Annotated in this window: 21 protein-coding genes; 7 read left to right on the forward strand and 14 right to left on the reverse strand. The window is 59.3% G+C overall.

Going from position 1 to position 19502, the window contains the following annotated elements; all coding sequences use genetic code 11:
* Positions 1-47 precede the first annotated feature (47 nt).
* Complete coding sequence (locus K3175_RS03975) at positions 48-2270, reverse strand: TonB-dependent receptor (protein ID WP_221542039.1); 2223 nt, start codon at positions 2268-2270, stop codon at positions 48-50.
* Between the two features lie 290 nt (positions 2271-2560).
* Between K3175_RS03975 and purS the strand changes: the two genes are divergently transcribed.
* Entirely contained in the window at positions 2561-2794 is a 234-nt protein-coding gene (gene purS, locus K3175_RS03980) for a phosphoribosylformylglycinamidine synthase subunit PurS (RefSeq protein ID WP_221542040.1), read from the forward strand.
* Positions 2794-3471, forward strand: a complete 678-nt coding sequence (gene purQ / locus K3175_RS03985; protein WP_221542041.1) for a phosphoribosylformylglycinamidine synthase subunit PurQ — start codon at positions 2794-2796, stop codon at positions 3469-3471. The genes purS and purQ overlap by 1 nt, the downstream gene beginning before the upstream one ends.
* Positions 3472-3481: 10 nt before the next feature.
* Here purQ and K3175_RS03990 read toward each other — a convergent pair whose 3' ends face one another.
* The 3 genes from K3175_RS03990 to K3175_RS04000 form a co-directional block, all read right to left on the reverse strand.
* Positions 3482-5845 (reverse strand): putative bifunctional diguanylate cyclase/phosphodiesterase, encoded by a 2364-nt coding sequence (locus K3175_RS03990; protein ID WP_345719304.1) that lies wholly within the window; start codon positions 5843-5845, stop codon positions 3482-3484.
* An 83-nt stretch (positions 5846-5928) separates the two neighbouring features.
* Positions 5929-7752, reverse strand: a complete 1824-nt coding sequence (gene glmS, locus K3175_RS03995; RefSeq protein WP_221542042.1) for a glutamine--fructose-6-phosphate transaminase (isomerizing) — start codon at positions 7750-7752, stop codon at positions 5929-5931.
* Positions 7753-7806: 54 nt separating this feature from the next.
* Complete coding sequence (locus K3175_RS04000) at positions 7807-8655, reverse strand: DMT family transporter (protein WP_247710642.1); 849 nt, start codon at positions 8653-8655, stop codon at positions 7807-7809.
* Here K3175_RS04000 and K3175_RS14135 point away from each other — a divergent pair.
* From K3175_RS14135 to K3175_RS04010, 3 genes are all read left to right on the forward strand, one after another.
* A complete protein-coding gene (locus K3175_RS14135; RefSeq protein WP_247710745.1) occupies positions 8540-8791 on the forward strand; it encodes a hypothetical protein in 252 nt (83 codons plus the stop codon). The genes K3175_RS04000 and K3175_RS14135 overlap by 116 nt on opposite strands.
* 105 nt (positions 8792-8896) lie before the next feature.
* Positions 8897-10423, forward strand: a complete 1527-nt coding sequence (locus K3175_RS04005) for a TadA family conjugal transfer-associated ATPase (RefSeq protein WP_221542044.1) — start codon at positions 8897-8899, stop codon at positions 10421-10423.
* An 11-nt stretch (positions 10424-10434) separates the two neighbouring features.
* Positions 10435-11469, forward strand: coding sequence for an acyltransferase family protein (locus tag K3175_RS04010; RefSeq protein WP_221542045.1), 1035 nt, complete (start codon positions 10435-10437; stop codon positions 11467-11469).
* Here the strand turns inward: K3175_RS04010 and K3175_RS04015 are convergent.
* Positions 11466-11690: a hypothetical protein gene (locus K3175_RS04015; protein ID WP_221542046.1), complete on the reverse strand. Its 225-nt coding sequence runs from the start codon at positions 11688-11690 to the stop codon at positions 11466-11468. The two genes, K3175_RS04010 and K3175_RS04015, sit on opposite strands and share 4 nt — an antisense overlap.
* A 134-nt stretch (positions 11691-11824) precedes the next feature.
* On the opposite strand from K3175_RS04015, the gene K3175_RS04020 reads away from it, so the two are divergent.
* Positions 11825-11956, forward strand: a complete 132-nt coding sequence (locus tag K3175_RS04020; protein WP_221542047.1) for an entericidin A/B family lipoprotein — start codon at positions 11825-11827, stop codon at positions 11954-11956.
* A 12-nt stretch (positions 11957-11968) separates the two neighbouring features.
* Positions 11969-12100, forward strand: a complete 132-nt coding sequence (locus tag K3175_RS04025; protein ID WP_221542048.1) for an entericidin A/B family lipoprotein — start codon at positions 11969-11971, stop codon at positions 12098-12100.
* 33 nt (positions 12101-12133) lie between these two features.
* Here K3175_RS04025 and K3175_RS04030 read toward each other — a convergent pair whose 3' ends face one another.
* The 9 genes from K3175_RS04030 to K3175_RS04070 form a co-directional block, all read right to left on the reverse strand.
* Complete coding sequence (locus tag K3175_RS04030) at positions 12134-12757, reverse strand: DUF938 domain-containing protein (protein ID WP_221542049.1); 624 nt, start codon at positions 12755-12757, stop codon at positions 12134-12136.
* Between the two features lie 4 nt (positions 12758-12761).
* Positions 12762-13235, reverse strand: coding sequence for an ABA4-like family protein (locus K3175_RS04035; protein ID WP_221542050.1), 474 nt, complete (start codon positions 13233-13235; stop codon positions 12762-12764).
* Positions 13236-13246: 11 nt separating this feature from the next.
* Positions 13247-13942: an NAD(P)H-binding protein gene (locus tag K3175_RS04040; RefSeq protein ID WP_221542051.1), complete on the reverse strand. Its 696-nt coding sequence runs from the start codon at positions 13940-13942 to the stop codon at positions 13247-13249.
* Entirely contained in the window at positions 13935-15095 is a 1161-nt protein-coding gene (locus tag K3175_RS04045) for a deoxyguanosinetriphosphate triphosphohydrolase (RefSeq protein ID WP_221542052.1), read from the reverse strand. Before K3175_RS04045 ends, K3175_RS04040 begins: the two co-directional genes overlap by 8 nt.
* A 106-nt stretch (positions 15096-15201) precedes the next feature.
* The gene (locus tag K3175_RS04050) at positions 15202-15891 is read right to left on the reverse strand and encodes an aspartate/glutamate racemase family protein (protein WP_221542053.1); all 690 of its coding nucleotides are present in this window, start codon (positions 15889-15891) and stop codon (positions 15202-15204) included.
* A 53-nt stretch (positions 15892-15944) separates the two neighbouring features.
* Positions 15945-16946 (reverse strand): alpha/beta fold hydrolase, encoded by a 1002-nt coding sequence (locus tag K3175_RS04055; protein ID WP_221542054.1) that lies wholly within the window; start codon positions 16944-16946, stop codon positions 15945-15947.
* Between the two features lie 225 nt (positions 16947-17171).
* Positions 17172-17513: a hypothetical protein gene (locus K3175_RS04060; protein WP_221542055.1), complete on the reverse strand. Its 342-nt coding sequence runs from the start codon at positions 17511-17513 to the stop codon at positions 17172-17174.
* A gap of 4 nt (positions 17514-17517) precedes the next feature.
* Positions 17518-19077, reverse strand: coding sequence for an NAD(P)(+) transhydrogenase (Re/Si-specific) subunit beta (locus K3175_RS04065; RefSeq protein ID WP_221542351.1), 1560 nt, complete (start codon positions 19075-19077; stop codon positions 17518-17520).
* A gap of 125 nt (positions 19078-19202) precedes the next feature.
* Positions 19203-19487 carry an NAD(P) transhydrogenase subunit alpha part 2 gene (locus K3175_RS04070; protein ID WP_006833497.1) on the reverse strand — a complete coding sequence of 95 codons (285 nt, stop codon included), beginning with the start codon at positions 19485-19487 and terminating at the stop codon, positions 19203-19205.
* Positions 19488-19502 lie beyond the last annotated feature (15 nt).

Raw genomic sequence — 19502 nt, forward strand, 5'->3', positions numbered from 1 at the left:
GGCCGCGAGGAAATCCCTCGCGGCCCTTTGTTGTAAGTCAGCAAAGCTTAGTGCTGGAAGCGAACGGAGACGCCGATTACGCGCGGATCGTTCACGAAAGCAGTGTTGTTGTTGAAGTCGATCCCGCCCTTAACATTGTCCTCGTCAGTGATGTTGCGGGCAAACAGGGCGACTTCGAGACTACCGTCGAATTTGGCGTAACCAATGCGCAAGCCTCCTTCGAACTGGTCGTCCGAATTGAACTCCGCACTTTCGTAGAGGAAGAAGTTGGTCGCCCCCTGATAAGTCCAGTCGGTATAGGCGAAGAGTTCGCCCTGCGCAGAGATCGGGACCGCATAACGCGCGGTGAAATCAGCGATCCATTCAGGCGCATTGGGGAAAGGATTGCCGTCGACCAGCGCGCGATCGGTACCACCGATATTCACGAGCGGATCGCGGACATTGCACTGCAGGCACGTCCCCACAGCCAACTGATTGTCCTGAATTTCCGTCTTGTTCCAGCTTGTACCAGCGGTGATCAGGAAATCGGGCGTAATCTGAAACGCGCTATCCACCTCGAAGCCGTAGCCGCGGCCCTTGTTCGCATTGACGAGCTGGACCAGATTGTCAGCGCCACCGATAGCCGAGAACTGCGGATCGTCGATCGTGTAATAATAGCCCGCCAGATTGAAGCGAATGCGACGATTGAGCAGTTCCGACTTGAGGCCGGCTTCGTAGCTCATGATCTTCTCGCTGGTCGCGACGGAAGGCGGATTGAAAAACGCGACGTCGCGCCCCTGGATCGTCGGTGCACGGAAGCCACTCGCCACGCGGGCAAAAAGGCTCGCGTCCCCGCTCAGTTCGTAGAATGCGGCAAGGTCCCAGCTTATGCGTTCGTCGGAAACGGACCGAGCTTGCGGATCGGCCGCATCGCGCACGAAGAAATCCTTGTCGTCTTCGGTATAGCGCAATCCGCCCGTCAGCTTGAGTTCCGGCGTCACTTCGCCGGTTACCTGGCCGAACACGGCCCAGCTTTCATTGGTGTGGTTTACCGTAACCGGCGGCGGAAAATCAAAACCGACCGTCGTCACGTCGAAATCGCTGTCGAAATAGAAACCACCGACCTGCCATTCGAAGAGGCCGCCGGAATTCGAGGCGAGACGTATTTCCTGCGTGAACTGATCGAGCGAAAGAGCGTCCTTGGTGTCCGACTGAAACGGGATAAAGCCCGGCCCGCTCACTGCATTGCCGCCATCGATGTCGCCGCGGCTCGAACCCTCGCTGTCCGCCCAGCTGGTGATACTGGTCAGAGTGGCGAAATCGGCCTCATATTCAGCTTTGACGGTCGCGATCTCGGCCTTGTATTTGGCTTCGTTGCCGCCGCCGGCGTCGTAATAGACGGTGTCGCGATCGTAATTCTCGTTCAGCTCGTTGGAGTTCGGCCCGAGAATGTTCGCACGAAACAATGTTGACGTGCCATCGAGATCGCGGACCGAATAGCTGCCGAGGATGGAGAGGCGGTCGGTCGGCGTCAGCAACAGCTGCGCACGCCCGGCGATATCGCTGTAGGCACCATAGGCGTTTTTCTCGCCGGTAAAGCCATTGTCGACCCAATCGTCGCGTTGCTGCCACAGGCCGGAAAGCCGCACGGACGCCAGCCCCGGGACCAGCGGAACGGTCACCCCGCCATCGATCGATACCGTATCGAAGCTACCGTAGCTGAGCGAACCCTGCACTGCGAATTCGTCGCCCGGCTTCGTCGTATCGATCTTGACTATGCCAGCTGGAGTGTTGCGACCGAAGAGCGTTCCCTGCGGGCCGCGCAGGACTTCGATGCGCTCGACGTCGAAGATCGGAAAGCTCTTCAAAGAGACGTTTTCGAGGACCACATCGTCCATCACCACGGATACCGGCTGCGAGGCGGCAAGGTCGAAATCGGTGTTACCGAGGCCGCGGATATAGAATCGCGGAGCTGCGCGCCCGTTTGAGCTCTCCACGAACAGTCCAGGCACTCGTCCGGCGAGCGCGGTGACATCGGCGCCTGAATCGAAAATGGTCTTGACCGTGTCCGCCGAGATAGTGGCTGCCGAGACGGCTACGTCCTGCAGATTTTCTTCACGACGGTTGGCTGTCACGACAATGACGTCGAGCATGGAATTGTCGGCCTGTTCTGCGCCGGTAGCTTCGATGTCGGAGCTGTCGATGCTTTCCTGTGCCAAGGCCGGCTGCGCACAGGCGATAGCCAGCGTGCTTGCCGAAAGGAAACGGAGAGTAAGGGAGCGGTCAATCATGGGGAGTAATCCTTTGGACCCGCTAGGCGCCGATAGGTTGCGCGGGGGTGGTGGACGGGAATGTGAATTGACGCTGCCGCCTGTAACGATAACGTCATAAAAAAGCAGTCTGGAAAGCGCGGAAGTGCGCGGTTTTCGGTGTTTGTTGCATTGCAGCAACATGGATCATTGCCCCAACACCCCCCAAGGAGTGTCTTCGCTGCGCATTGTGTCGCCGAGCTTGCTCTCTCGGCTCGTAAACGGCATAGGCGCGCGCAACCTGCCCACACGGTAAAACCGAAAGGCCGCCCATGAAGATTCGCGTTCTCGTAAGCCTCAAGCCTGGCGTACTCGACCCTCAGGGACGGGCAGTGCATCATGCGCTTGAAGGGCTTGGCTTCAAAGGTGTCGACGATGTCCGCATCGGTCGCACGGTGGAATTGGATGTGGCGGACGATACGAGCGATCAGGCGCTGAATGACATGTGTGAGAAGCTGCTCGCGAATACCGTCATCGAAAACTACAAGATCGAGAAGCTGGGCTGATGGCGTTCCGTTCGGCTGTCATCACCTTCCCCGGATCGAACTGCGACCGCGACATGGCGGTGGCGCTCGAGCGGATTTCGGGAACTGCTCCGGTGCGCATCTGGCATGGCGATGCCGAATTGCCGGATGGTCTCGACTTCATCGCCCTTCCGGGGGGGTTTTCCTACGGCGATTACCTGCGTTCTGGCGCAATGGCGGCTAACAGCCCGATCATGCGCGAAATCATCCGGGCGGCGGATCGCGGCGTCCCTGTCTTGGGCGTTTGTAACGGATTCCAAGTCCTCACCGAGGCGCGCCTGCTTCCAGGCGCACTTATGCGCAATGCAAGCCAGCATTTCATCTGCCGCACCGTGTCACTGAAGGTAGAGAACGCGCAATCGCTCTTCACCCAAGGGTATGCCGCCGGAGAGGAAATTCAGATACCGGTTGCGCATCACGATGGGAATTATTTCGCGGACGAAGCCACTCTGGACGAACTGGAAGCTGAAAGCCGGGTGGCCTTCCGCTACGTTCAGAACTGCAACGGCTCGCGGCGGGACATCGCCGGGGTCCTCAACAAGGCCGGTAATGTACTGGGGATGATGCCTCATCCGGAACGCGCCGTGGATAGCGCGCATGGCGGGACAGACGGGACAGCCCTTTTCGAAGGTGTCGTGAAGGCTCTCGCCAAAGCCTAACGGTCCACCGTCAGGCTATCTTGCGGGCATCGTTCAACCGGCGATCGAAAATCCTGTGAACGTCTTCGGACGGCATCGGCCGACCGAAGTGGTACCCTTGGATCTTGTTGCAGCCGAGCTGGCGGATCATTTCCGCCTCTTCCTCGTTTTCAACGCCTTCCGCCGTCGTCGTCATGCCAAGACTGTCTGCCATAGCCACGACGGCGCGGATGATGGCCAGGCTTTCAGGGCTGTTCTGCGCTGCTCCTTGTACGAAGCTGCGATCGACTTTGATCGTCGTGAAGCGTAATTTCCGCAAATAGCCGAGCGAAGAATAGCCGGTCCCGAAGTCATCGAGCGCAACCGAGCACCCGAGAGCCATGCATTGTTCGAGCGCTTTGCGTGCGACATTGGCATCGCGCATGAAGATGCTCTCGGTCACCTCTATTTCGAGACGCTGGGGATTTAGGCCACTATGCGAGAGTGCCTGTAGCACGGTGCCAGCGAAATCCGGTTCTATCAGCTGCTCGGGCGAAACATTGATGTTGACCTTGACGTGCTCAGGCCAATTCAATGCGGCTTCGCGGCATGCCTCGCGCATGACCCACGTACCGATTGGCACGATCAGGCGCGTGTCTTCTGCCAAGGGAATGAATTTTGCAGGGCTGACGAAGCCATGATCGGCGCTGTTCCAGCGAATGAGGGCTTCGAAACTGACGACCTCTTCCGAACCGGCATCCACGACGGGCTGGTAGTGCAGGACGAATTCGTTTTTCTCCAGCGCGCTGCGTAGCGAGAACTCGAGAACCCGCCGCTCTTCGGCATCGAGATGCAAGGACGGTTCAAATTCGAAATGGGTTCCGCCGCCCTCGTCTTTGGCGCGATAGAGGGCAAGATCAGCGTTGCGGAGAAGTTCTTCCACCTTTTGACCGTCGCGCGGGCCGACGCACGAACCCACGCTCGCACCAACATAAAGTACCTGATTGTCGAGATGATACGGCGCCGACAAAGTCGCGATTATCTCGTGGGCCAGAGCGTCGATCCGATGACGGTCGCTTGCGTCACGGATCACGACGGCGAATTCGTCGCCTCCGAGCCTGCCGCATAGCTCACCCTCGCGCATCAGGGGAAGGAGACGCGAGGCCACCTGCGCCAGCATGCGGTCGCCCACAAGATGGCCGAGAGAGTCGTTGATCGCCTTGAACCGATCAAGGTCGATCATCAGGACGGCGCAGCGCGAGCGCCATTTCTCGGCATACAGGAGTGCCTGCGCCAGAAACTCATTGACCTGGGTACGGTTCGGCAGGTGCGTCAATGTATCGTAGCGAGCCAGATATTCGATCTTCTCGCTGCTTTCACGTTGTATGGTGACGTCGGAGCCCACTCCCCGGAAGCCGGTCCACTGCCCATCCTCATCGAACATGGGCGTGCCCGACATTTCCCACCAACGCAGCTTTTCGCCTGAAGTGACCTTCACGATCAGATTGGAGAAGCTTTCTTTCCGCTTCAGCTTCTCTGCCAGTTCATGCAGGCTGGCGTGGAATTCGCCGGACTTCCACCCATCTCCCGAGATGAGTTGCAGAAGAGATTTGCCCTCGATGTCGGAAATATCGCTCCCGATGGCGTAGGCCAATCTGGGGCTGACCGATCGTAAGCGGCGATTGGTGTCGATCTGCCAGAGCCAATCGGCCTGCCCATCCTCGAATTCTCGCAGCAGCATGGAGACGGTTTCGCTCTTCTCGTGCATCTCGAGCTCGGTGGTGTGCATTTCCCAAGCGGCCCGGGCGCGTTCGATAACACCAAGGCAAGTGAAAAAGGCCGTCGCCAAAATGATGGCGGCAATTCCAAAAGCTCCGCTCGCAATTGCAGCGATAAGCATTCCCGCGCATCCGGCCAGAGTGAAGGCGATTGTCGTGAGAGGCGCGCAATAACGGCTGATCGAGCCAACCATCATTACGAAGGCGAGAAACGCCCACAAATGTGCGACCATGCCGGTGGCCCCGACCAAAGCGAATGCGCCCAGTCCGCCAGACCAGACCACTCCCTTCAATACACCGATATAAGCATGTTGCCGCAATTCGCGTTTGGAGAGCGTGCGATCATCCGCATCCTTCAGCTTCCGGTCAAAAACGAAGCCGCCAACGAGTATTCCGCCCAAAAGGGCCACCCATGCACCCAAAAGCAGATGTGGAACGCTGGACCAGCAGAGCCATGCCACAACGCCCATAGCGATAGCGTGCACAAGCATGCGCATGTAGGATCGTTGCGGGACCAGCTGATAGCGCTTGCTATGAAAGCGCCCGAAATCGGCATGATCCGGATCGTCCAAGCCAATCAATTGCCGGACGGTCGGATCCAGCCTGATTGCAGATGACAAGTTTTTCGCTTCGCTCACGCGCTACCACTTAGACTTGAAAGGTTATTTCCCGGTAAAGGGTCGGCGAAGAGATACCCGCAAGCGTGCCTGCGCCGACGGACTTATTCGACCGTGACTGATTTCGCCAGATTCCGTGGTTGGTCGACGTCGGTCCCCTTCACGCATGCCACGTGATAGGCCAGAAGCTGTACGGGGATTGCATAGACCAAGGGTGCAATCAGTGGATGCACTTCGGGCATTTCAATGGTCGCTATGCAACCTTCTCCCGCTTCGGCGAGTCCCTTCGCATCGGAGATGAGAACGACCTGGCCACCGCGTGCACGGACCTCCTCCATATTGGAGATACTTTTTTCGAAGAGCGGCCCGGAGGGAGCGAGAACAATGACGGGCACGGCATCGTCGATGAGAGCGATCGGACCATGCTTCATTTCGCCGCTGGCATAGCCTTCCGCGTGAATGTAGCTGATTTCCTTCAGCTTGAGCGCGCCTTCCAGCGCCAATGGAAAGTCCGGTCCGCGCCCGAGGTAAAGCACGTCACGAGCAGGCGCGATGAGATGCGCCATGCTGGCGATGTCGTCATCATGATCCAATGCCTTGTTGAGGCAGGCGGGCGCTTCAAGCAGATGAGCAACTACCCGCTGCTCTTCCTCGCGGCTCATGAGACCCTTCTTTACTGCCATATGAGCTGCCAGGGCTGCGAGGACAGCGAGCTGACAGGTGAAGGCCTTTGTTGACGCTACTCCGATCTCCGGCCCTGCATGTGTAGGCAGAAGCAGGTCGGCCTCGCGCGCCATGGAACTGGTGGGAACATTGACTACGGCGCCGATGGTCTGGCCGTTTTCCTTGCAGTGCCGCAAGGCTGCCAACGTATCAGCCGTCTCACCGCTCTGGGATATAAACAGCGCGAGGCCGCCTTCCTCCAGCACCGGTTCGCGATAGCGGAATTCCGACGCAACATCGATATCGACCGGCACGCGGGCGAATTGCTCGAACCAGTACTTCGCGACCATGCCGGCATAATAGGATGTGCCGCAAGCTACGATCGTCACACGCCGGACCGAGGAAATATCGAAATCGAACTGCGGCAGCGCCACCGAATTATCGGCCTGACGCAGATAGGAGGAGAGCGTTTGTGCAACTACGGTGGGCTGCTCGAATATCTCCTTTTGCATGAAGTGCCGATAGTTACCCTTTTCCACGGCTGCAGCGGACGCGCCGGAGGTCTGGATTTCCCGCTCAACCACATTTCCGCTTTCGTCGTGGATAATCACACCGCCACGCTCGACGACTACCCAGTCGCCTTCCTCGAGGTAGGTGATTTTTTGCGTCAGCGGAGCCAGAGCAAGGGCATCTGAGCCAAGATACATTTCACCCGAACCATAGCCCACAACGAGTGGCGAACCACGACGCGCCCCGATGATCTTGTCGGGATGAGACCTGAACACGATTGCCAGTGCGAAAGCACCCCGAAGCCGGGGCAGGACCTGAGCAACAGCATTCTCAGGACAGGCCCCATTCTCGACTTCGATCGACACAAGGTGAGCGACCACTTCACTGTCAGTATCACTTTCAAGCGTGCGCCCTTTGTCGCGCAACTCCGCCCTAAGATCTTTGTAATTCTCGATAATCCCGTTGTGAACCAATGCCACGTGATCTGTTGCGTGCGGATGGGCGTTGCTGGTGGTGGGTGCACCATGGGTTGCCCAACGCGTGTGGGCGATGCCGATCTCGCCGGGCGCAGGATTATTCGCCAACTCTTCGACGAGATTTTTCAGCTTGCCCTCTGCCCGGCGGCGGATCAGCTTTCCGTCATTGATCGTACAGATGCCGGCGCTGTCGTAACCGCGGTATTCCATGCGCCGCAGGCCGTCGACAAGCCGATCGACAACCGAACTGTTGCCCACGATACCGATGATTCCGCACATATTCTCTGACCCTTCAAACTTCCAATTCGCGCTATAGCTGTTGCTGCTCGCCGATCAATCGGTCCGCGGCATGATGCGCTTTTGCGGCGCGGTCCACCAAAGAAGAAGACCGGCCCCGATGATGATTGCTGCGCCGCACAGCGTGATAATATCCGGAACATCGCCGAACCACCACCAACCCAATACCGTAGCCACCAGCATCTGGATATACGTAGTCGGGGCAATGGTCGCCGCCCCTGCCCGCTGGGTGCCGATATAAACCAGCCAGTGTGCGCTGCTGGCGGTGACAGCAACGAACGCGCAGCGTGCGATTATGGTCCAGTCCGGCATTGCGAGGCTTAGACTGTTCACACCGGAAAAGTGTCCGGCCGCGGCCGCGATCAGCAGCAAGGGCATGGCGACGATCTGTACATAAGCTTGCATCGACAGGGCACTGCCCTGCCCTACGCTGGCTCGATTGGCGATGATCATCAGCGCAAAGAACGTGGCAGACAGCAAAGGCAGAAGCGTAACGAGTCCCAATGCGGCAAGGTTGGGCCGCAATATGAGACCGACTCCGACCAACGCCGTAACCGATGCAATCCAGACGGCCGGCCGCACTTTTTCCCCGAGCAGAGGCGCGCTGAGCAGGGCGACAATGACAGGAGAAACGAATGCGAGCGCCATCGCAGTGGCGAGCGGAAGAACGAAGATCGCCGAGAAAAAGCAGAGAGTTGCCGCCGCGAGGCAAAATCCGCGGGCAGCCTGCAAACGGGGATTGCGGGGACGAAAACCCTGCCTACCTTCCTTGATCGACAACAACGCCGATAGCCCAGCCGCTCCCAGAGCGAAGCGCAGCGCCGCGACACCCAGCGGCGAAAACTCACTCGCCATCGTTTTGATGACAGCGTCGCCAACGCTCAAGAGAGCGAAGCCGCATAGAGCAATGATGATGCCGCTTCGTTCGGAAGGCTGCATGAATTCGAAAGTCTTTTTTCTGAAGGAAAGAGAATTTCGCCGCATTGCGGCAAAAGCCATTCCGTTCAAGTCCCAGGGTTAGGGAAAAATCAAGGTTTCCGATTTATTCACCAAAGATGCAAACGCGCTATTGCCCTTGGAGACCTAGGGCGCGGCGCATGGAAATATCGACGCTAAGGATTAAGCGATGAGTGCATTCGGGCGGAAGAACGGACCTGCAGGGATGGGCGCGGCAGCGCGGCCGCAGTTCGGCATCGCTCGCCCGATGTCCGGCGGTGCCAGCGCGGAAAAAGGGCCGCTACGGGAAAAGGGCGGCGAACAGTTCCCGCCTCTCCCCCAGGACGCGCCCCCTCCCGGTGCTCCGGCGCAGGCACCGCAGAACAGCGATGCCATGTCGCGCCTCGACGAGCGGATGAACACGGTTCATTCTGGCGAATCCGAGGTAGGAGGCTTCGAAGCCTCGGTTCACAAGATCAAGGAGCAGGTTCTTCCCCGCCTCCTCGAACGTGTGGATCCTGAAGCCGCCTCGACCCTCACGAAAGATGAACTGTCGGAGGAATTCCGTCCGATCATCATGGAAGTGCTGGCCGATCTCAAGGTCACTCTCAATCGCCGTGAACAGTTCGCGCTGGAAAAGGTTCTGGTCGACGAACTGCTGGGCTTCGGTCCGCTGGAAGAACTGCTGAACGATCCCGACGTTACCGATATCATGGTCAATGGCCCCGACCAGACCTATATCGAAAAGAAGGGCAAGCTGACCATCGCCCCCATTCGTTTCCGGGACGAGACTCATCTTTTCCAGATCGCCCAGCGAATAGTGAACCAGGTTGGTCGCCGCGTCGATCAAACAACGCCGCTGGCCGACGCCCGCCTCAAGGACGGCAGCCGTGTGAACGTGATCGTGCCGCCGCTCTCGCTAAAGGGCACGGCCATCTCGATCCGTAAGTTCTCCGAGAAGCCGATTACGCTCGACATGCTCCAGGGCTTCGGTTCGATGAGCGAGAAGATGTGTACGGCGCTCAAGATCGCCGGCGCCTGCCGCATGAACATCGTCATCTCGGGCGGTACGGGTTCGGGTAAGACGACCATGCTCAACGCCCTATCGAAGATGATTGACCCGGGCGAACGCGTGCTGACGATTGAGGACGCCGCCGAACTTCGTCTGCAACAGCCCCACTGGCTGCCCCTCGAAACGCGTCCGCCGAACCTTGAAGGCCAAGGCGCCATCACCATCGGCGACCTCGTGAAGAACGCCCTGCGTATGCGCCCTGACCGGATCATCCTGGGCGAAATTCGCGGCGCGGAGTGTTTCGACCTACTCGCCGCCATGAACACCGGCCACGATGGTTCGATGTGTACGCTTCACGCCAACAGTCCGCGCGAATGCCTGGGCCGTATGGAAAACATGATCCTGATGGGCGACATCAAGATTCCCAAGGAAGCCATCAGCCGCCAGATCGCAGAATCGGTTGATCTCATCGTGCAGGTCAAACGTCTTCGCGACGGTTCGCGCCGCACGACCAACATCACCGAAGTCATCGGGATGGAGGGCGACGTCATCGTCACCCAGGAACTGTTCAAGTTCGAATATCTCGACGAAACCGACGATGGGAAGATCATCGGTGAGTTCCGGTCATCCGGTCTGCGCCCCTACACTCTGGAAAAAGCACGCCAGTTCGGGTTCGACCAAGCCTATCTAGAAGCCTGCCTCTAGCGTAATCAGTAATGGCCTCCGAACCAAGAGCAAAAACTCAACGTATTCCAGAACTAGATGGTTTAAGAGGTTTGGCCGCGTTAGGTGTAGCGCTTTTTCATCTACGCATCTTTCTTGCTGGCGCACCAAATCCAGTCGCTTCCTTGCCTGGAGGGGAATGGATTCTTTTAAAAGGCTGGCATCTCGTCGATCTCTTTTTCGTTTTATCGGGCTTCATATTTGCTCATTGCTATTTGCGTCGTGGCCGGATGAGGGAGGACGTCGATCTCGCAAAGTTCGCATGGGCACGAATAGCCAGGCTGGTTCCAGTTCATGTAGTGATCATCTGTTTTACAGGATTTATGCTGCGTTATGCTCCTAGCACGACCTGGGCAAACTTTTCCCTGTCCTTATTCATGCTGCACGCATTCGTGCCAAAATTGGAACTGTTGAATCCTCCCGTTTGGTCGATCTCGGTAGAATTAATTTGTTACGCACTTTTCGCCATATTAGCGATCACCGCAGGGCCCCGTCGCTTACCTCTTGCATGCACATTTTTAGCATTTACTGGCGCGTTTCTAATACTCAGTGAAATGTCGCCATACATCGGCCGCGGCCTTCTTGGCTTTTTCGTGGGATGCTTGGTCCAACAGCATGAGGAAAAACTCTCCTATATTCCGTGGGGAATCCTCTCTCTTGCTGCACTATTTCCCTTCATTCTGGGATCTGCACTTCACTGGGTCATCGTCGAAACGCTAGTAAGTTGGCCTGCCATTCTGTTACTCGCTCCAAAAATCAGGCAGCTGCGGGGTGCGCCCTTGCAATGGTTGGGATCGCGTAGTTATGCAATTTATCTAGTGCATGTTCCGTTATTCCTGTTCTTCGGCTACTTAGCTTTGGACTTCCCAGTCGTTCCTACCAATTTCGCAGTTATCATCTGTCTAGCGACTGTCTTGCTGGTCGCTGACATTCTCCACCGAAACGTGGAAATTCCGATGCAACATAAATTGATCAACTGGACAGCGAACCGGAAACAATTTCCGCGAGAAAAGCGGTCTAACGGTTAAGCTCTCAAAATACTTGGGATCGCGACTGCCAGAAGGCCTCCGCCAATCACCGCGAAGGTCAAGAACAGTCCGGTCCATGGCATCCAGCCGATGCGGTCTATGCGCGCCCGCCGATTGCGGCGGCGATCCATGATCAACGTAAAAGCGGCAAGGCCCAGAAAAGCCACCCCCCACATGGCGAGAATATCTGCGTCGCTGGCGAAGGTTAGAAACTCGTGCATCGGCGCGCCATATGGTGTGGCCGAGATACCGCGCCAAGTCCGCTTTTCGCCTTTTCCCAGGTGGAACGCGTTTCATGGCAAGGCGTTGTTAAGCCTCAGAAGGCCACCAACAGGTTCTTCGGGAAGGAACACCGATGATCAAGAAACTCTTACTCGCGTTTGGCGTAACCTCGATCGCTTTAACGGCAGCCGCTTGCAACACCGTAAAAGGCGTAGGCAAGGACATCGAATCGGTCGGCAATGCCGGTGAAAACGCGATCGACTAAGGAACGATCCGAATGACCAGAAAACTGACCCTTCTTATCTCTGCTTTGACCATGTCGGTGGTGGTGGCCGGCTGCAACACGGTCAAGGGCCTGGGCGAAGACATCCAGTCTGTCGGCCGCGCCGGAGAAGAAGCGATCAACTGAGGGCTACATTTCGGTTGTCAGGAAACGCCCGCCCTAACCGGCGGGCGTTTTGTTTTTGTGATTTGAGTTCTTGCGATACACGATCATCAGATTGTTGGCCGGCATTTGATATCGCGCAGTGCGTTCGAAATCGGTGGCTTTTGCGACCACATCCACAGCGCCAAGTCGGCGGATTCCCCATTCCGCACTTCGGCGCTTGAGATCAGCATCGAATGCCAGGTTGGACAGGGCTGTTTCCACATGCTCTTCCAGAAATGGGCCGTATAAGATGAGCGGCTCACCATCCTGGAGAGTGTCGGCTGCACCGCGAAACAAGCCCAGCGTTGCTTCCCAGGGAGAGATGTGGATCATGTTGATGCAAACAAGCGCATCAGCAGCTTTTACTGGCCAGTTGGACATGCGGGCATCCAGTTGCAATGGCTCGAGCAGGTTGGGAAGCCCTTGCTCCTTTGCCCATGCCGCGGCAGATGTGAGTGCTTCCAGATCGGGATCGGTTGGCTGCCAGCGGATCGAAGCGAAACGATGCGCCATGAAGACAGCATGTTCGCCGGTGCCGCTGGCGATTTCGAGTACCAGGCCGCTTTTCGGCAGTTCCTTGTCCAGAACTTCCGCAATGGGTTGCGAGTTACGAGCGACAGCGGGAGAAACACGCTTCACGCGGTCATCCCCTTGGTATCCGGATATTGCTTCTCACTCCGCCCTTTCTCGCTCGCCGTTCACGTATGATCAGCCACAAAAGAAGGCCGAATGGACCAGCGAGGAAAGTCGCGAGAAGGATGGGGGCCTGCACCCAGCGTCCAAAAGCCTTCGCATCGGCATCGCGGGCTATCCAGATGCCGACAAACAGGTCGAACGCCAGGTAATGTATCCATCCGATCGTGACCCCGGCGTCCGTTGCGAAGATGGAACGTACTCCCTCGATCGAACCGAAATCCATGCCTGAACCGCTTCCGCCAGATGTCTGGAGCACTCCGCTGAGAATGCCCGCCAAGGCGGCAGTATAGGCGAAGCTAAGCAGGCCAACGCCGAGATAAAGTGCAGCTGAAAGAAGGGCGGGCCAACGAGGCAGAATTATCAGGCCAGCCCACATGATCAATGCGAGCAGATTAGCTGCTGAGAAAAGACTGTCCCACATAGCGATCCCCCTCAGGTCTCGACCAACGCGGGGAGCGAGTGTGCCGCCCGCATGATTGCATCGTTGTCATGGACAAACCGCCCCCTTGCCGCACGCTTCGCCAGCGACACAGCGGCTTTTGCGACCAATTCGGCATCGATGCCGCGATACTGGCGATATTTGCCATGCATCAGAAGGTTCGCGATCGGAGATACGGCGATGCCCATCCTCTCAGCTGTGCGGCGATCGTTGTCGCGCCTTCCGAGAAGAAGTCCGGGGCGAAGAATATCGAGCCGGTTGAAACGCAGGCGGGTGAGGTCCCGCTCCACTTCGCCTTTCACCCGAAGATAGAAGGTCTTCGAGGCAGGGTCCGCGCCAACCGAACTTACATGGACGAAGCGTTCCACTCCGTTATCCAGCGCTGCTTTCGCAGTATTCAACACGAGTTCCTGATCCACCGCGCGAAATGCCGCCTCATCTTCGCCCGCCTTTTTCCACGTGGTTCCCAACGTGCAAATCACCGCCTTGGGCCTGAGGGCTTCGAATATTTCAGACCACTTGCACGGATCGGCGACGAAATATTCGATCCTGATGCCATGCGGGAGATTGGCCTCCCGCCGGGCAACTGCCTGAATACGGACGTCTTCCCGGCCCACACAGGCTTCGAGAACCTTGCCGCCAACCAGTCCGGTCGCCCCAACAAGACAGATCCGCAGGGCGTCAGACATTCGAGAGACCTTCCGGCGCGCGCCCATAGATCTTGCGGCACTGGTCGATCGCGAAACGGTCGGTCATGCCCGCGATAAAATCGGCGATGTGGCGACTTTTCTCCGGTTCGCGGGTGGGTAATCTTTCGAACCAGTCGTCGGGCATGGTGCTGGGATCCTGCTGATAGGCCACGAATAGCCGTGCGACGACGTCGCGCGCCTTTTCCGCCGTGGCGATCTGTTCCGCGTGGTAATAGAGGCGATCATACATGAATTTCTTAAGGCGACGCTCTTCATCGGCCAGATCGGGCGAAAATCCGGCCAGCTGACGACCCGCGCCACGGATCTGCGCAATATCGCCCATCCCCGACACATTCGCGCGGGTATGGTGGATGACGTCGTTGACCATCAGCCCGATCTGGCTTCGGATCAGTTCGCGCAGCTGGATGTCCCGCGCCACATGCGGGAAGCGCCGCTCGACCTTGCGGAATTGGTCGGCGAGGAAATCGAGCTCCATCAGGTCGTCGAGATCGAGAAAGCCTGCCCTCAGGCCATCGTCGATATCGTGGTTGTCATAGGCAATGTCGTCGGCAACCGCTGCAACCTGCGCCTCGAGCGAAGGCCATTCACCCAGCTCCAGCGGGAACGCCCGATCGACTTCGGCCAGTGCCCAGTTCGGCGTTGCGACCGGGCCATTGTGCTTTGCCATACCTTCCAGCATTTCCCAGGTCAGGTTCAGCCCGACGCGTTCGGGATAGGGGCTTTCGAGCCGCGCAAGCGTGCGGATGCCGTGGGCGTTGTGATCATAGCCACCGGCATGGCTCATGGCCTCTTCCAGCGCTTTCTCGCCCGCATGGCCGAATGGCGGATGGCCGATGTCGTGCGCCAGGCAAAGCGCCTCGGTCAGATCCTCGTCCAGCCCGAGTTCGCGGGCGATGACCCGCCCGATCTGCGCCACCTCTATGCTATGGGTGAGGCGGGTGCGATAGTGATCGCCGTCCGGAGCGACGAAGACTTGGGTCTTGGAGCGCAGCCTGCGGAAGGCGATCGAATGGATGATTCGGTCACGATCGCGCTGGAATTCGCTGCGCGGTCCGCGCGCGCCATCGCGGTCTTCGGCGAATTCGCGTCCGCGCGATGAGGCGGGATCGGCGGCGTAAGGGGCTTTGTGCATCTGCGAGGGGGCTTAGGTCACCCGATTCCCCGCGACAACGTGAACGAAAAGCGAACCTTCCCGCTTTTCGGCAGGAAGGTTCACACGATCGGGCAAAAGCGTAGGTCTAGCCGAAGATCCAGTCGGTCGCGGCGCGGCAGTGGATATCGGTGGAATCGAACACCGGCAGCACATTGGCATCGGTATCGACGACCAGTTCGAGCTCGGTGCAGGCAAGCACGATGGCATCCGCCCCCTGCTTATCCTTCATGGTGATCACGCTCTTGAGCGCGCGTTCCGCATCGCGCGTCACCCGGCCCAGCATCAGTTCCTTGTAGATGATGCCATCGACCAATTCGACATCGCCCGGATCGGGCGGCAGCAGGTCCACGCCGTGCGAGACCAGCCGCTGGCGATACCAGCTTTCGGTCATCACGTAGCGCGTGCCCAGCAGTGCGGCGCTTTCGCAATTCGCCTCGGCCATCGCTTCGCCCACCGCATCGGCGATGTGGATGACCGGGATCGAGATCCCTTCGGCCACGCGGTCATAGACCTTGTGCATGGTGTTTGCCGCGATCACGAGCCCTTCGGCACCGGCCGCTTCCAGCTTGCGCGCGCTTTCGACCAGGATCGAGGCGACCCCGTCCCAGTCATCGGAATTCTTGGCCGCTGCGATCCGCGAATAGTCCAGACTTTCAATGACCAAAGGCGCGCTGGCCATCGGCTGTGCCCGTTGCTGGACCAGCTTGTTGATGCGTTCGTAATAGGCGCGGGTGGAAATCCAGCTCATCCCGCCGATGAGACCCAATGTGCGCAAAGTCCGCGCTCCCTTCAATCGTGTTTAGCCGCCCCCTGTGCGGCCCCTCATGTTCAAGGGCTTAGAACGGGCTCGGCACCTGCCGGTTCCGTGATTGGCAGATCGGGCGGAACCAGCGCTTCGGGAAGCCAGATGGCAAGGTCGGTGGCGCTGCGTTCTGCCGCCTCTTCCATCGGCAGGTGCCCGACGCCGTCATAGGCCACCAGCGTGGAGCGCGGCAGATGCTCATCGTACCACAGCGCCGCCTCGTAAGGGATCAGCGCATCTTCCTTCCCCCAGATGATCAGCGTGGGCACTCGGACCCGCGCCACATCCTGTGCATCGAAGCTGCTGCGGGCCGTTCCGAACCGTTTGCGGGTCGCGCCGCGATTGCCCGGATATCGTGCCAGTTCCCAATAGCGATCTATGGCGGCATCGGTGGCGACGGCCTGATTGGACACACTCTGGCGCAGGCTCTTGGCGACCAGGCTGCGCGGCAGCAGCTGGCTCATGATGTCGCCCACCACCGGCACGCCTGCCAGCGTGAAGGCGATATTGCCGCCCCCTTCCCGCTCTACCGGCGCGCCTGCTGCATCGACCAGCACCAGCGCATCCAGCCGCCAGGGCTTGGCGATGGCATAGGCCATGGCGATGCCGCCGCCCATCGAATTGCCCGCCAGCGTGAAGGTGTCGACGCCCAGCTTGGCGGTCACCGCGTCGATGTCTGCGCCGAAGGCTTCGGGGCTATAGTCATCGTCCGGCGCGGGGCCGGTCAGCCCGTGGCCGCGCTGGTCGAACCGGATCACGCGGTAATCCGCCTTCAGCATGTCAGCCCATTCCTGCCACGTATGCAGATCGGAGTTCGATCCGTGAAGCAGCACGATCACCGGTGCATCGCGCGGGCCTTCATCGCGCACATGGATCGCCCGGCCATCGCCCACCGGGATGAACTGCGACGGGGCGGCGCCGTATTTCGCGCGCATCGCCGCCGGGTCGGTATCGGGTACGCGGAAGGCCAGCACGGCCACCACCAGCACCGCGACGAGAATCAGCAGCCCCCGCCAGAACCACTTCATCGAGACCCTCCCCGTTCAGCTTGAGCCATCCAATCCTGAAGGATGGAGCGCCTGGAGCACAGTCCAGAGGATAAAATCCCCGCTGCGCGTCGGGCGCCCCCATGGCATGGCTCGGTCATTCTCATGGCGCGAGGATAGGCGAATTGGTCCCGAGTAGGAAAGGGCCGAGACGGCCTTTGCCCCGGCGCGATTCCGTTCTCGCGATCCCTGATAGCCGTTGCCGGTCTAGCGGGCCGCGAAGGAACAGATCGCCGCAGAGGTGCCGACGACTTCGATCGCTTCGGGATCGTCCACCCGGCGCAGCCGCTCGAGAAATTCGGCCATGGTCAGCGGCAGTTCGCTCTCGCCCTCGCGGGCCTGCAAGTTTTCCAGCTTGCGCAGCTGGTTGAGCGAAAGGCGTTCCGACAGACGCTGGCCCATGCAGGCAGCCACCGGCTGGGGGATGCCCTTGTCGACCAGCGTGGTCTCGATCCTGTCTGAGGTGACCTGTTCCACCCCGCCGAGCGCGCCCCACAGAAACAGGCCGCCGATCGCGAGCAGAGCGATGATGATAATGATGTTACGCATGAATTCAGTCGAGCGCCTTCACGATTTCTTCGACCATCTTCTTGGCATCGGACAGCAGCATCATGGTCTGGTCCATGTAGAAGACGTCATTGTCCACGCCTGCATAGCCCACCCCGCCCATGGAGCGCTTGATGAAGAAGACCTGTTTCGCCTTGTCCACGTCGAACACGGGCATGCCGTAGATGGGCGATGATTTGTCGGTCTTGGCCGCCGGATTCACCACATCGTTCGCGCCGATGATGAAGGCAACGTCGGCCTGCGCGAATTCGGAATTGATGTCCTCCAGCTCGAAGACGTTTTCGTAAGGCACCTGCGCTTCGGCCAGCAGCACGTTCATGTGCCCCGGCATGCGCCCGGCGACGGGGTGGATCGCGTATTTCACCTCCACGCCCTTTTCTTCGAGGATGTCGGCCATTTCGCGCAAGGCGTGCTGCGCCTGTGCCACTGCCATGCCGTAACCGGGGATGATGATGACCTTTTCCGCCTGTTCGAGCATGAAGGCCGCATCGGCCGCGCTGCCCTGCTTGTAGGGGCGCTGCTCTTTCGCCTCGCCCCCCGCTCCTGCACTGTCGTCCGCGCCGAAGCCGCCCGCGATTACGGAGATGAAGCTGCGGTTCATCGCACGGCACATGATGTAGCTGAGGATCGCGCCCGACGAGCCGACCAGCGCGCCGGTGATGATCATCGCCGTATTTCCGAGCGTAAAGCCCATCGCCGCCGCCGCCCAGCCCGAATAGGAGTTCAGCATCGACACCACGACCGGCATGTCCGCCCCGCCGATGGGGATGATCAGCAGGAAACCGATAAGGAAGGCGAGCACGGTCAGCGCGACGATGAGCGGCATGGTCTCGGCAGGAGACGCCATGGCGAAGAGCGCGGTCAGCACGATGATCGCCGCCAGCGTACCGAGATTGATGATGTGGCGCGCGGGCAGGAGGATGGGCGATCCGCTCATCCGCCCCGACAGCTTCAGGAAGGCGATGACCGAGCCGGAGAAGGTGATGGCACCGATGGCGATGCCGAGGCCCATCTCGACCTTACTGACTGCGCCGATCTGCATCGGCAGGCTGTAGTCCGTGCCGATCGTATCCATCGGCACCAGCAACCCGAACGCACCCGGATTGAGATAGGCCGCCCAGCCGACAAGCACTGCGGCCAGACCGACGAGGCTATGGAAGGCCGCGACGAGTTCGGGCATCGCGGTCATGGCGATCCGGCGGGCGATTGTGATGCCGATGATCGCACCGACGGCGATGGCGATGAGGATTTCGCCCATAGAGAACAGGTCAAATCGCTGGACACAGTCATGCACGCAAGCGACGTCCATCGCAACAGGCGTCTCGCTAACTGGAGCGCTCATCGGAAAATGCGTCACCAGCGTCGTCACTACGGCGATCAGCATGCCGATCATGCCGAAGCGGTTGCCCGTCCGGCTCGTCGCGGGCGACGAAAGGCCGCGCAGCGCAAGGATAAAGAACACGCCCGACACGAGATAGGCGAGCGCGACCCACGGGTTCACCGCCTCTCCGGTTGCGGCCCGAGCGGGTGTGGCAAAACCCACCATCGTCATCGCGAGAAGCGAAGCGACGAAGCGATCCATAGACCGGCCGCCAAGCTTCGCGCGAGGGCTATGGATTGCCGCGGCGACTGCGTCGCCTCGCAATGACGGGATGGAGAGGAAGCGCATCATCACTTCTTCTCCTTCTTCTTGTACATAGCCAGCATCCGCGCTGTTACCGCGAAGCCGCCGAAGATGTTGACGCTGGCGAGCACGATGCCGAGCAGCCCCAGCCACTTTGCCCCCGGCACATCCGCCGCCGCCGCCGCGATCAGCGCGCCGACGATGATCACGGAAGAAATCGCATTGGTCACCGCCATCAGCGGCGTGTGCAGCGCGGGCGTGACCGACCAGACCACGTAATAGCCGACGAAACACGCCAGCACGAAGATCGACAGGATCGAAATGAAGTCCAACTGTCCGCCCCTTCC

The sequence above is a fragment of the Qipengyuania aestuarii genome (assembly GCF_019711535.1).
GTDB lineage: Bacteria > Pseudomonadota > Alphaproteobacteria > Sphingomonadales > Sphingomonadaceae > Qipengyuania > Qipengyuania aestuarii.